The sequence below is a fragment of the Bradyrhizobium sp. 159 genome (genome assembly GCF_023073795.1).
Taxonomy (GTDB): domain Bacteria; phylum Pseudomonadota; class Alphaproteobacteria; order Rhizobiales; family Xanthobacteraceae; genus Bradyrhizobium.
This window is the reverse complement of record NZ_JADPKE010000005.1, coordinates 95763-109458: the sequence shown is the minus strand read 5'-3', so window position 1 is coordinate 109458 and position 13696 is coordinate 95763. Positions and strand designations below refer to the sequence as shown.

The window sequence follows — 13696 nt, the reverse complement described above, 5'->3', positions numbered from 1 at the left end:
TCCCAGCTATTTGCCGTTGACGCTGGTTCTACTGCCGCTTGCATCGTACCTAAGAGGTCGCGGCAATCTGCCGCGCCGGGATTGCTGCATTGAACAAGCCTGTCGTCGTCTCAGAGGAAACACTGACCGAGCCCGTCGTCGTCAACGACGTGGCGCCCGCCAAAGCGCCAGGGCCGGTCTACGTGGTGCTCGCCGGCATCAGCGTCTCGCACTTCCTCAACGACACCATGCAGTCGCTGATCGCCTCGGTGTATCCGATCCTGAAGGACACCTATGCGCTCGATTTCGCGCAGATCGGCATGATCACGCTGGCCTTCCAGTTCACGGCCTCGCTGCTCCAGCCGGTGGTCGGGCACTACACCGACAAGAAGGCGCAGCCCTATTCGCTGGCGATCGGCATGGCCTCGACCTTCTTCGGCCTCTTGCTGCTCAGCGCCGCGCATCAATACCTCGTCATTCTCGTCGCCGCCGCGCTGGTCGGTCTCGGCTCGGCGGTGTTTCACCCGGAGTCGGCGCGCATCGCGCGGCTCGCCTCCGGCGGCCGCTACGGCTTTGCGCAATCCGTGTTCCAGCTCGGCGGCAGTTTCGGCACCTCGATGGGACCGGTGCTGGCCGCGCTCATCGTCGTGCCGTTCGGGCAGGGCAGCATCGCCTGGTTCTCTTCGATCGCCTTCCTCGCGATCCTCATCCTGTGGCGCATCGGCCGCTGGTACGCGCCGCAGATCACGGCGAAGAAGGCAGCCCCCGTTCACAGCCAGCCGGGTGGTCCGAGCTCGCGCCGCGTCGCGGTCGCGCTGCTCGTGCTGGTCGCGCTCTTGTTCTCCAAGCAGCTCTACGTATCGAGCCTGTCGAGCTATTACATCTTCTACCTGATCGACCGCTTCGGCGTGTCGACGCAGGCTGCGCAGATCTATCTCTTCATCTTCCTGGCGGCGAACGCCGTGGGTGCGTTTCTCGGCGGTCCCTTGGGCGACCGCTTCGGCCGCAAGATCGTGATCTGGATCTCGATCCTCGGCGCGCTGCCGTTCACGCTGGCGCTGCCCTATGCCGGCCTCTATGCGAGCGCGGTGCTCAGCGTCGTCATCGGCCTGATCATCTCCTCGACGACGTCATCGATCATCGTGTTCGCGCAGGAACTGGTGCCGCATCGCTTCGGCATGATCTCCGGCGTGTTCTTCGGTGTCGCCTTCGGCATCGGTGGGCTGGGCGCGGCCGTGCTCGGCAAGCTCGCCGACCACACCTCGATCGCTTTCGTCTATCAGGTCTGCGCTTTTCTGCCGGCGATCGGCCTGCTTGCAGTGTTCCTACCCAGGCTGCCGCGGCACGCGCGTTAACACATCCTCTCTTGCCGCCTTGCGGTTTCACACATCGTTAGGGAATGCGGCGAAGGAAGTCGCATTTGGCGCTGCTTTTTTGCAACGCTGGCGCGGCGCGCGCGTGTACTGTCAGAAAAAATCAACCTTAAAAATTAGGGTTAAGCGGCGCTTAAACATTTGGTGCCATCGTCCTCCCGTGAGTTTCCAGAACGTGGGGCGGCTGCATTTTGCCTCACCGGCCATAAGGACGAAGCCAATGCGTAGCGTTAAGTCTCTCCTCGCCGCGGGTGCGGCAACCCTGATCTCGTCGATGGCATTCGCCGCCGATATGCCGATCGCGGCGCCCCCTCCGATGTACGCGCCGCCGGCCCCGCCCGCCGATTTCGGCGGCTGGTATCTGCGCGGTGATATTGGCATGACCAACCAGAGTGCCAAGCGCATCGATAGCGCGCTGCCGGCTGGGTATCAGAAGTCGACTGAGGGACTCGGCTTCGACTCTTCGCCACTGTTCGATCTCGGCGTCGGCTATCGCTTCAACAATTGGTTCCGTGCGGACGTGATCGGCCAGTACCGGGGCAAGGCTAACCTGCACGGTGCGGACAACGTCATTGGACCCGGCTTCGTCGGCACAAACAATTACAGCGGGAGCAAGTCCGAGTGGGTCGTCATGGCGAATGCCTATGTCGATCTCGGCACCTGGTGGTGCATCACCCCGTTCATTGGCGCCGGTGTTGGCGGCTCCTACAACAAGATCAGTGGCTTCCGTGACGACGGCGTTTCTTATAGCGCCGCGCTGACCCCGACTCCGAGCAACAGCGTCGCCTACTTCGCAGACAGCGGAAAGTGGAACTTCGCCTGGGCCGCTCACGCCGGTCTCGCCTACAAGGTCAATCCCGGGTTCACCGTCGAACTGGCCTACAGCTACATGAACCTCGGCGACGCGGCGCCTGGCAACTACCGCTTGTTCGACAACAGTGCCTCCGGTCCGACCTCTATCAAGATCAGGGAGCTCACCTCGCACGACGTCAAGCTCGGCGTGCGCTGGGATCTCAACAGCCCGCCGGTCTACGCGCCGCCGCTGGTCACCAAGGGCTGATCGGCAGCCTCATCGGTTAAAGTCTCTTAACGGCGCGGGGTCAGCCCGCGCCGTTTTGCTTTGCGGATTTTTCATGGCGCAGCAGCGACGAACGTGGCGGACGCAACCATTGGTTAAGGTTAACAGGGGATGATCATCGCAACTGTTCGAGTCCATGGAGCGTTGCGATGCGTAGGCTGATGGTGGCGGCGGCGATGTTGGGGACGGTGTCCGCCGCAAATGCGGCCGACATGCCGGACCTGCCGATCCTGCGCGGCAGCTTCACCGACGGCCTGACGAGATCCGGCGTCAACTGGCAGGGCTTCTATGTCGGAGGCCAGGGCGGCTATGGCTCGTCCGACGAAAATTTCAACGGGTCGACCAGCAATATGATGGCCGCGCTGCTCGCGGACACCCTGATCGAACAGGAGATGCAGGTCTCGCAATGGAATCTCGGCCTCGGAAAGGCCTCTCAGCGCAGCAGTGGATACGGTGCTTTCGCGGGCTACAATGGGCAGTGGGACGATGTCGTGATCGGCCTGGAAGCCAGTTACCTGCACGGTAAGTTCGGAGGATCGACCACCGCCAGCGAAGCACGTACCCTCCAGCTGTCCGACGGCAACGTGCACAGCGTGACTGCGAGTTCGACGGCCTCGATCGCGATCAAGGACATGGCAACGTTTCGCGGCAGGGCCGGTTACGCGTGGGGCTGCTTCCTGCCCTACGTGTTCGGCGGGCTCGCGCTCGGCAACGCGGATATCGTTCGCACGGTGAGTGCTCAGGATTACGTGACGCCCGCCGGCGTTCTGCTGGGGCCGGTCTCCGCGAGCGAAGCGCAGCACAATCATCTGATCTACGGCTACAGCGGCGGCCTCGGTGTAGACGTCAACCTCGTCGGCGGTCTCTTCATGCGCGCCGAGTGGGAATACATTCGCTTCACGTCCCAGGTCGACACCAGCATCAACACCGTCCGCGCCGGCCTCGGCTACAAGTTCTGACGCGGCGACACGCCGCGGTTGACAGCCTCCTTCCGTCCTGATGCTCTGTCGCCCAAAAGCGGGACGGCGGCGATGCAGATCTACGGCGATAGCAATTCCGGCAATTGTCTGAAGGTGAAGTGGGTCTGCGACAAGCTCGCATTGCCCTATCAGTGGGTTGAGATCGACACGAGCAAGGGCGAGACGCGCACGCCGCAATTCCTGAAGATGAACGGCGCCGGCCAAGTGCCGACCGTCGCGTTCGACGACGGCCGCACGCTGGCGCAATCCAATGCCATCATCCGCTATCTCGCACGCGACAGCGCCCTCGTTCCGCGCGACGCCTTCATCGATGCCAAGATGGACGAATGGCTGTTCTGGGAGCAGTACAGCCACGAGCCCTATATCGCGGTGTGCCGCTTCCTCCTGGTCTATCTCGGCAAGCAGGCCTCCGAGCTCGATCCTGAGAAGGTCAAGCGCGGTTATGCGGCGCTCGAGCGCATGGAGCAGCATCTTGCGGCCAGCCGCTTCCTCGCCGGTGAGGCGGTTTCGCTCGCGGATGTCTCGCTGCTCGCCTATACCCGCGTTGCGCATGAGGGCGGCTTCGATCTCGGCCGCTTTGCGGCCATCCGCCGCTGGATCGACCAGACCGAGGCCTTTCTCGGCCTTGCGCCGGCGCGCTGAGTCTGGAGCATCGCGCATGAACGCCGAAGCCGTCTCCATTCGCCGCGCGCGCCGCGACGACATCGCCGCGATCGTTGCAATGCTCGCCGATGACCATCTCGGACGCGCACGCGAGCGCGTGGAGGATCCGCTGCCCGCCGCCTATTACGAGGCATTTGCGCGGGTCGAGCGCGATCCGAATCTGACGCTTGTGGTCGCCGAGAGCGAGGGCAGGGTGGTCGGCTGCCTGCAACTCGCGATCCTGCCCGGCATCAGCTCGCAAGGCGGCGTGCGCGGTTTGCTCGAAGACGTCCGCGTTGCTTCCGATTGTCGCAGCCGCGGCATCGGCGAGCGGTTGGTGCAATGGGCGGTTGCGGAAGCGAAAGCACGCGGCTGCAATCTCGTCGAACTGCTGACGCATCAGACGCGTGTCGATGCGCAGCGCTTCTACAAGCGGCTCGGCTTCACGGCGAGTCATGTCGGTATGACTGTCCGCTTTTGACGCAGCGTGACGCAGGCGTTGCGCGATCAGCGGAATCGGATCGCGCATTCGTTCGTGTTAAGAGCCGGTAAACTACCCGTCCGTCGTTCACATTGATGAAGGAACGAACGGTGCTACGGCAGCGTCAGACACCGAGCTCGGTCGGTTCGGGGATTTCGATGACAAGCTATTCGATGATCAAGGTCGGCAACGACTACGTCGTGCAGGCCAATGACAAATGCATTTTGAAGGTCGGCAGCCGCCGCAGAGCCGCGCAATTGATCAGCGAAGCCACGGACTTGCTGAATGCGCTCGCTGCCGTCGACTCGCCTGATCTCGCGCCGGAGGCGCCTTCACTCCGCCGTGAGACGCCGGAACTTCCTTGACTGGTCTGCCCGATTCCCGTATCAGCCGCGGCGGGACACCTCCCCCCAACGGGAGGCTTACTATCTGGAAGGGTAGATCATGACTGTAGCGAAGCCCGCTTCGCGGCCGAACGTGCCGCATTTCTCCTCCGGCCCCTGCGCCAAGCGCCCCGGATGGAACGCCCAAAATCTCAAGGACGCAGCCCTCGGCCGCTCGCATCGCGCGAAGGTGGGCAAGGCCAAGCTCAAGCTCGCGATCGATCTGACGCGCGAAGTGCTCGAGGTCCCCGCCGATTACCGCATCGGCATCGTGCCGGCCTCGGATACCGGCGCGGTCGAGATGGCGCTGTGGTCGCTGCTTGGTGCGCGGCCCGTCACCACGCTTGCCTGGGAATCCTTCGGCGAAGGCTGGGTCAGCGATATCGTCAAGGAATTGAAGCTCAAGGACGTCACCAAGCTGAACGCAGCCTATGGTGAGATCCCCGATCTCTCCAAGGTGGATCCCAAGAGCGACGTCGTCTTCACCTGGAATGGGACCACGTCTGGCGTGCGCGTGCCGAACGCGAACTGGATCAGCGCGACCCGCGAAGGACTCACGATCTGCGACGCGACCTCGGCCGCATTCGCGCAGCCGCTCGATTTCGCAAAACTCGACGTCGTCACCTTCTCCTGGCAGAAGGCGCTCGGCGGCGAAGCCGCCCACGGCATGCTGATCCTGTCGCCGCGTGCGGTGGAGCGGCTCGAAACCTACAAGCCGGCCTGGCCGCTGCCGAAGATCTTTCGCATGACCAAGGGCGGCAAGATCAACGAAGGTATTTTCGTCGGCGAGACCATCAACACGCCCTCGATGCTCTGCGTCGAGGATTATCTCGACGCGCTGAACTGGGCCAAGTCGATCGGCGGCCTCAAGGCGCTGATCGCGCGTGCCGACGCCAATACCAAGGTGCTCGCCGACTGGAAGGCGAAGACGCCCTGGATCGACTTCCTGGCGAAGGATCCTTCGATCCGCTCCAACACTTCGGTGTGCATGAAGTTCACCGATCCCGCGATCACCTCGCTCTCCGAGGATGCGCAGGCCGAGTTCTCCAAGAAGCTGGTCGCGCTGGTCGAGAAGGAAGGCGCAGGCTACGACTTCGCCTATTACCGCGATGCGCCGGCCGGCCTGCGCATCTGGTGCGGCGCCACCGTCGAGGCTAGGGACGTCGAGCTGCTGACGCAGTGGATCGACTGGGCCTTTGCCGAGACCAAGGCCGCTCTGCCCAAGGCGGCGTGAGCAGGTTTCACTCGTCGCGTTATCTCAACTCGTCATGGCCGGGCTTGACCCGGCCATCCATCAATCAAGAGAGATGGTTCCGCGGGTCAAGCCCGCGGATGACGTTCCGTAAATGCAGCCCGCACCCACGGATCACACCCATGACCAAACCCAAAGTTCTCATTTCCGACGCGCTCTCGCCCGCCGCCGTGCAGATCTTCAAGGACCGCGGCGTCGAAGTCGACTTCCAGCCCAATCTCGGCAAGGACAAGGACAAGCTCGCCGAGATCATCGGCAATTACGACGGCCTTGCGATCCGCTCCGCGACCAAGGCGACCGCCAAGATCATCGAGAAGGCGACGAGGCTGAAAGTGATCGGCCGCGCCGGCATCGGCGTCGACAATGTCGAGATTCCCGCCGCCACGGCCAAGGGCATCATCGTGATGAACACGCCGTTCGGCAATTCGATCACGACCGCCGAGCACGCCATCACCCTGATGCTGGCGCTCGCTCGCGAGATCCCGCAGGCCGACGCCTCGACCCAGGCCGGCAAGTGGGAGAAGAACCGCTTCATGGGCGTCGAGATCACCGGCAAGGTGTTAGGCGTCGTCGGCTGTGGCAATATCGGCTCGATCGTGGCCGATCGCGCGCTCGGCCTGCGCATGAAGGTGATCGCCTTCGATCCGTTCCTGTCGCCGGAGCGCGCCAAGGACATCGGCGTCGAGAAGGTCGAGCTCGACGATCTCCTCAAGCGCGCCGACTTCATCACCTTGCACACCCCCCTCACCGAGAAGACCAGGAACATCATCGACGCGGCCGCGATCGCCAAGATGAAGAAGGGCGTGCGCCTGATCAACTGCGCCCGCGGCGGCCTCGTCGACGAGCAGGCGGTGGTCGATGCGCTCAATTCCAAGCACATCGCCGGCGCCGCCTTCGATGTCTTCGTCGAGGAGCCCGCAACCAAGAACGTGCTGTTCGGCCATCCTAACGTGATCTGCACGCCGCATCTCGGCGCCTCCACCACGGAAGCGCAGGAGAACGTCGCGCTCCAGGTCGCCGAGCAGATGTCGGACTATCTGCTCACCGGTGCGATCTCGAACGCGGTCAACTTCCCCTCGATCACCGCGGAAGAGGCGCCGAAGCTGAAGCCGTTCATCGCGCTCGCCGAGAAGCTCGGCTCGTTCGCGGGCCAGCTCACCGAGAGTGGCATCCTCAAGGTCGAGATCACCTATGAAGGCCACGTCGCCGAGATGAAGATCAAGGCGATCACCTCCGCGGTGCTGTCGGGTCTGCTGCGCCCGATGCTGGGCGAGGTCAACGTGGTGTCCGCGCCGGTCGTCGCCAAGGAGCGCGGCATGGTGGTGGACGAGATCGTGCGCGCGGCGCAGAGCGACTATGAGAGCCTGATCACCGTCACCGTCATCACCGAGCGGCAGGAGCGGTCGGTTTCGGGCACCGTCTATGCCGACGGCAAGCCGCGCCTCGTCGACATCAAGGGCATCCGCGTCGATGCCGAGTTCGGCAAGTCGATGATCTACGTCACCAACGAGGACAAGCCGGGCTTCATCGGCAAATTCGCGAGCCTGCTCGGCGACGCCAAGATCAACATCGCCACCTTCCATCTCGGCCGCGTCGCGCCCGGCAGCGATGCCATTGCCCTGGTCGAGGTCGACGGCGCCGTGCCGGCCGATTTGCTCGCCAAGGTGCAGGCGCTGCCGCAGGTAAAGCAGGCCAAGGCGCTGACGTTCTGATCCTTCACCTCTCCCGTAGGGAGAGGTCGGATCGCATCGCAAGATGCGATCCGGGTGAGGGGTTAGGCTCTCACCGAATGCTGCGGCCCCTCACCCGGATGGCTCAGGCGCGCAATTGCGCGCCATGGCAATCCGACCTCTCCCCGCTGGGGAGAGGTGACTCGCACCAGCCATTTGAGTCTGATGAGTCTGATCCTTCGTCCCGGCGCAGATATATTCCGACCCGCGGAACAACGCCGCCTCCGTCACCGGAGGCGGCGTTTTTATTTCTCCCGCCTCGGCCAAACTTTGTGTACCAATGGCGGTAAGGACGCTCCGTTCAAAATCGTTCGACAAGGGAGAAACACATGCGTGAAGCCGTCATCGTTTCCTATGCGCGCACGGGCCTGGCCAAGTCCGGCCGCGGCGGGTTCAACATCACGCCGCCGATGTCGCTCGCCGCCCACGCCATCCAGCACGCGGTGAAGCGCGCCGGCGTCGACAAGGACTATGTCGAGGACTGTTATCTCGGCAACTGCGCTCATGGCGCGCCGAACATCGGCCGTCAGGCCGCGCTGCTCGCAGGCCTGCCGAAGTCCACCGCCGGCGTTTCTGTGAACCGCTTCTGCTCCTCGGGGCTTCAGACCATCGCGATGGCTGCCAACTCGATCCGCTCCGACGGCGCCGACTGCATCGTCGCCGGCGGCGTCGAGAGCATCTCGATTCCCGGCGGCGGCTCGCCGAAGGAATCGATCGATCCGGAACTGCTCAAGGTCGCCCCTGACATCTTCATGGCGATGATCGACACCGCCGATATCGTCGCCGAACGCTACAAGCTCAGCCGCGAATACCAGGACGAGTTCTCGCTGGAATCGCAGCGCCGCATGGCCGCGGCGCAGCAGGCCGGCAAGTTCAAGGACGAGATCGTCCCGATGAAGACCAAGATGAAGGTCGTCGACAAGCAGACCAAGGCGGAGTCGATCGTCGATTACGTCGTCGATCGCGACGAGTGCAACCGGCCCGATACCACGATGGAGGGCCTTGCCAAGCTCGAGCCGGTGAAGGGCCCCGGCAAATACGTCACTGCCGGCAATGCCAGCCAGCTCTCCGACGGCGCGGCCGCCGTGGTGCTGATGGAAGCCAAGGACGCCGAGAAGCGCGGCCTCAAGCCACTCGGACGCTTCGTCGCCTGGGCGACCGCGGGCTGCGAGCCCGACGAGATGGGCATCGGCCCCGTGTTCGCGATTCCGAAGCTCTTGAAGCGCACCGGACTCAAGATCGACGACATCGATCTATGGGAGCTCAACGAGGCCTTCGCCAGCCAATGCCTGTATTGCCGCGACAAGCTCGGCATCGATCCCGCCAAGTACAACGTCAACGGCGGCTCGATCGCGATCGGGCATCCCTTTGGCATGACCGGCGCGCGGCTCACCGGCCATCTGCTCCAGGAAGGGGCACGCCGCAAGGCCAAGTGGGGCGTGGTGACGATGTGCATCGGCGGCGGCCAGGGCGGCGCCGGCCTGTTCGAGATCTATCACTGAGACCACCGCAAGGATTGTGTAGGGCACGGCGCGACAAGCGCCGTGCCCTTTCGTTTGAGCGACAGCACGGCAGACCTGGTTCCTGCAACCGAAGGCTTTATTCCGGCTGGTTTGGAAATCTTCGCGGTGTCGGGCGTTTACGCGCGAAGGGGCAAGCGGAGGAGAAACGCTCATGCGAACGACAATGGCAGCCATCCTTATCGCGGCCCCGCTGATGGCGGGGCCCGCAATCGCGCAGCAGGCAACACCTAACCAGAACGTGCAGAGCGAAGCGGACAAAGGCCTCAAGACGCAGAATTCCGGCGCCTCGGGCTACGTTGGAGCGCAGGACAAGCCGGGCTCGGCCGCGACCGCGCCGGGAGATCACACGCGCACGGACAGCAGCAGCGGTGTCGCCAACGTCCCCAGCGCGCAGAACTCGGGGACGGGTATCGCTGGGGCTCCCGGCAACAAGAACGGTCCTCCCGCTCGCACCGGAACGGTTGGCTCGAACTCGCAAAACCCGACCGTCCAGCAGCAGGATACCTCGAACATTAAGGGCTTGCCGGGCAACAAGAGCGGCCCGCCGGCCAAGCGTTGAGAGCGGCGTGAAGGAGGGCCGGTCCGTTGGGACCGACCCTCCGCAAAATGCTCACTCACGCCTTCGCCAGCGCCGGTGCGAACACCACCTCGATCAGCGTGCCGGAATTGCCCGCGTTCTTGATGTTGAACTGGGCGCGGTTGGCTTCGACCAGCGCCTTGGTCAGCGATAGGCTGAGCGCGGAGCTGTCCGCGGCGTCGCCTGGCGGCGGGGTGCGGAACGGCTCCATCGCGGCGGCGACTTCGCGTTCGCTGAGGCCATGGCCGGTGTCGCGGATGCGCAGCGCGATCTCGCCGCGATCGGTCAGCGCGGTCGAGACGATGACCTGGCCGCCGGCGCTCGCAAGCCGGATCGAGTTCGAGATCAGGTTTACGGTGATCTGCCGCATCGCGCGCGCATCCACCGTGACCTGCGGCAGCGCATGCGCCAGCGAGGTGCGGATGATGATGCGCTCGCGATTGGCCTGCGGCTGCATCACCACGACGCAGGCCTCGACGAGGTCGTTGAGATTGAGGTTGGCGAAGTTGAGGTCGAGCTTGCCGGTCTCGATCCGCGACAGCTCCAAGAGATCGTCGATGATCGCGATGACGCGCTCGCCGGAGGCGCGGATGTCCTTCATGTATTCGCCGTAGCGCTCGTTGCCGAGTGCGCCGAAACGCTCGGAGATCATCACCTCGGCGAAGCCGATGATGGCGTTGAGCGGGGTGCGGATCTCGTGGCTGATCCGCGCCAGCATGTCGGCTTTGGCCGTCGCTGCGCCGTCGGCGAGACGGCGGGCCCGCGTCAGCTCGCTCTCGCCCTTCTTGCTCTGGGAGAGATCGCGGAACACGGCGAAGAAGTTCGGGCCGTCCGGCCGTGTGCGGCCCATGATCATCGCGAGCGGAATGACGCCGCCCTTCTTCTCGCGGCCCAGCACCTCGCGGCCGTGGTCGAGCAGGCTCGCAATGTTCTGGCTCTTCAGGCTTTCGAGATAGTCGGCGACGATCTGCTGGCTCTCAGGGGCGAACAGCGTCGCCAGATTCTGCTCGAGCAGGGCTTCGCCGTCATAGCCGAACAGCGCCTCGGCGCTGCGGTTGCAGGCGTGGATGTTGCCCTCGGCATCGAACATCACGATGCCCTCGGCCGTGGTGTCCAGGATCGCGGCGAGATCCTCGGCGTCGGCATCGCCGGCCGCGGGCTCGAGCTCGGGCGCAAAGGGCAAGGATTCGGAGACAATCGTCTCGGCGATATCGGGCGCGGCGACCATTGGCGCGGCCTGCGGCAGCGCGCAGATCAGCGCATGCGCGCTCTCGCCGTCCCAGTCGATCGTGTGCAGATGCGCTTCCGTGGTCGCAAGCGGCTCTTCGCCGTTCGCGATGGCCGCGCTGATCGTCACCGGCGTGCCTGCTTGCGACGTGCTGCTGGCCGTGGAGACGCCCGGCTCGACATAGAGCGCGTCCAGCCCGCCGGCATCCTCCAGCGCGCTCAGGTTTGCGTAGCCCATGCGCGCGAGGAAGGCGGGGTTGGCGTAGAGCAGGCGGTCGAGGCGATAGATCAGGATGCCGGTCGGCAATAGGTCGAGCAGCGCGCGGTCGCGCACGGGCTCGCCGCGTGCCGGCGGCGCCGGCTCGGTCAGCCATTCGGCCGCAGCCTGCGGCGCCTCGGGCTCCGGCGCGGGTGGTTCGGGCGCGAATTCGGCGGCCGGCGGCTCAGACGTGTCGGCGGCAATCGTCTCGCGGTCGCGCTCGAGCCGCTCGGACAATTGCCGGGCGAGCTCGTTGAACGCGCTGTTCTCGACCGGCGTCAGCGTCGGCGAGCGTGCATCGCCATGCGGGCGGAACGGCACGACGTTTGGAGGCGGCGTTTCCACTGGCGTTTCCGGATCGGTTGGATGTGAATTCGCGTCGGGTGTGGGGTCCGGCAGTTCGGCTTCAGGCTCGGGCGCAGGCGGCGCGATCGGCGGAGGCGGCGTCGCTGCCTCGGCCTCCGGCTCGACGCTTTCGGCGGACAGGCCGTGCTGCGCCGGCGCTTCGGCCAGCAGCTCGAAGCGGCGGAGCGCCTCGAGCCGGTTGAGGCCATCGAGATCGCGGCAGACGCCAAAGCCCTTGAAGCCGGCGAAGTTGCGCTCCCGATCGTAGATCGGCAGGCCCGCGAGCTCGACCGGAAGATGCTCGCCGCCATCGGCGGGCCAGTTCACGGTGATGCCGGCCCAGGTGTCGTGGCTCTCGAGCGCCTCTGCGATGCGCCCGTCGGGATCGAGCGCAAATTCCGCGGCGATCTCGCGCCAGCGGCGGCCGAAGCGGGCGGCGGTGTGCGGACCGATGAGACGGATGAATTCGTCGGAGCGAAGCACAAAGCGTCCCTCGGCATCCATCTGCCAGAGGAAGCGCAGCGGATGCTGACGCGGTGCGGGCGTCTTCTCGTGGCCCGGCGGCGGCTCGACCATGCCGATAGTGATCGGCGCCGGCCGCGGCGACACGATGGCCTGGGCGCAGTTTTCAACCGGAGTTTTGGCCGCGGCCTCCGCGGTCTGCTCGGGCGCCGGTTCTTGCACGGCGTCCACGGCCGCTTCGCTCACGGCCGGTTCGGGCGCGGGCGTCGTCGTCGCGGCTATGTCGGATGTTTCGATCGGCTCAGCGAAGGCGTCGAACAATGCGATCCCGGCCTCCGCATCCAGCGATGACGGCTCGTTCGTCATCTCGGCGTCCTGCTGCGCCGCTTCGACCGGGGCTTCGGCTGTGGCTTCCGTCGTATTCTCCGGCGCCCATGCTGCGGGCGCCTGTTGCGCGGCGGTGGGCTCGATCAGCGCGATAAGGCCGATATCGGCGCCCGTGCCGACCCGTTGCAGCACCATCTGGCCGATTCCGATCGGCGTCGCGGCGCGGCCGCAGGTCAGCGCTTCGCTGCGGGCCCGGTCGAGGCCCGCTTCGCCGAGATCGCGAAAGCCGAGCAGAGAACGGGCGGCCTCGCTGGCGCCGACGAACAGGCCGTCAGGCGCGAACGCGGCCATCGGCACCTTGGCGCCGTCGACGAGACGAAGCAGCCGCTCGAGCAGCGGCATGCTGCTCAGCGACGGGTCCATCGCGGCGACAAGCACGCCATGGCTGCCATCGGCGAAGTGGAGGCGGGCGCAGGCGCAGGTCATCAGCATGCCGAGCCGGGCGCCGAAGCCGCGCAGCCGTTCGAGCCGCACAGTGCCGGTCGGCGGCAGGCTGCGGGCGAGCCGGGCGACCTGGCGGCGGTGGCTGTCCGCCGGGCCGAACGTCCTGTCCGCGAGGGCTGTGGCATGGGCCGCGCCGAACAGTTTTGCGCCGACCGGATTGGCCCAGAGCACGCGCGTGCCGTCGATCGACCAGAGCCAGGCGGGCAGCGGAGAGGTCGCGTGCACGGCCAGCCGGGGATCGCCCACGCCTCGCAACTGGAAATCCGAACTCTTCATCCGACCGGCTTTAAGTCTCGCTTGTCAGCATCGCGTTAAGGCGGCTGCCGCGAATGACAGCCTTAAGAAGGGGTTAGTATCGCCTGCGCCCGCGGGCAGGTCCACGGCTGCGGCCCTTCGCACACGGCCCAAAGCCGCGATAACCTTAATCCAGCCGACCCCGCAAGCCGCAACGCCGTTGCATCCAAGGGTTTCGCGGGACGACCCTCATCATCCCGGTTGGCGGAAGAGACTCCTCGTTGCTACGACGAAGTCCCGTTCCCTCCCCCCTTGTGGGGAGGGCTAGGGAGGGGGGTAG

Annotated in this window: 10 protein-coding genes and 1 pseudogene; 10 read left to right on the top strand and 1 reads right to left on the bottom strand. The window is 65.2% G+C overall.

What is annotated here, in order from left to right; genetic code table 11:
* Nucleotides 1–89: 89 nt before the first annotated feature.
* The 10 genes and pseudogenes from IVA96_RS00990 to IVA96_RS00945 form a co-directional block, all read left to right on the top strand.
* The gene (locus IVA96_RS00990) at nucleotides 90–1334 is read left to right on the top strand and encodes an MFS transporter (protein ID WP_247277503.1); all 1245 of its coding nucleotides are present in this window, start codon (nucleotides 90–92) and stop codon (nucleotides 1332–1334) included.
* 238 nt (nucleotides 1335–1572) lie between these two features.
* Entirely contained in the window at nucleotides 1573–2412 is an 840-nt protein-coding gene (locus IVA96_RS00985; protein ID WP_247277502.1) for an outer membrane beta-barrel protein, read from the top strand.
* A gap of 167 nt (nucleotides 2413–2579) precedes the next feature.
* On the top strand, nucleotides 2580–3389 hold the full coding sequence (locus IVA96_RS00980; protein WP_247415001.1) for an outer membrane beta-barrel protein: 810 nt from the start codon (nucleotides 2580–2582) through the stop codon (nucleotides 3387–3389).
* 72 nt (nucleotides 3390–3461) lie between these two features.
* Nucleotides 3462–4052, top strand: a complete 591-nt coding sequence (locus IVA96_RS00975) for a glutathione S-transferase family protein (RefSeq protein ID WP_247414999.1) — start codon at nucleotides 3462–3464, stop codon at nucleotides 4050–4052.
* 16 nt (nucleotides 4053–4068) lie between these two features.
* Nucleotides 4069–4533 (top strand): GNAT family N-acetyltransferase, encoded by a 465-nt coding sequence (locus tag IVA96_RS00970; protein WP_247277499.1) that lies wholly within the window; start codon nucleotides 4069–4071, stop codon nucleotides 4531–4533.
* 158 nt (nucleotides 4534–4691) lie between these two features.
* Nucleotides 4692–4898 carry a hypothetical protein gene (locus IVA96_RS00965; protein WP_247277498.1) on the top strand — a complete coding sequence of 69 codons (207 nt, stop codon included), beginning with the start codon at nucleotides 4692–4694 and terminating at the stop codon, nucleotides 4896–4898.
* Nucleotides 4899–4977: 79 nt separating this feature from the next.
* Nucleotides 4978–6150, top strand: a complete 1173-nt coding sequence (locus IVA96_RS00960; protein WP_247277497.1) for a phosphoserine transaminase — start codon at nucleotides 4978–4980, stop codon at nucleotides 6148–6150.
* Between the two features lie 140 nt (nucleotides 6151–6290).
* Nucleotides 6291–7880, top strand: coding sequence for a phosphoglycerate dehydrogenase (gene serA, locus IVA96_RS00955; RefSeq protein WP_247277496.1), 1590 nt, complete (start codon nucleotides 6291–6293; stop codon nucleotides 7878–7880).
* A 347-nt stretch (nucleotides 7881–8227) separates the two neighbouring features.
* Nucleotides 8228–9400, top strand: a complete 1173-nt coding sequence (locus tag IVA96_RS00950; protein WP_247414996.1) for a thiolase family protein — start codon at nucleotides 8228–8230, stop codon at nucleotides 9398–9400.
* Between the two features lie 397 nt (nucleotides 9401–9797).
* Nucleotides 9798–9980: pseudogene (locus IVA96_RS00945) on the top strand (hypothetical protein); the annotation flags it as partial.
* A gap of 55 nt (nucleotides 9981–10035) precedes the next feature.
* On the opposite strand, the gene IVA96_RS00940 reads toward IVA96_RS00945, so the two are convergent.
* On the bottom strand, nucleotides 10036–13398 hold the full coding sequence (locus IVA96_RS00940; protein WP_247277494.1) for a PAS domain S-box protein: 3363 nt from the start codon (nucleotides 13396–13398) through the stop codon (nucleotides 10036–10038).
* Nucleotides 13399–13696: the final 298 nt, after the last annotated feature.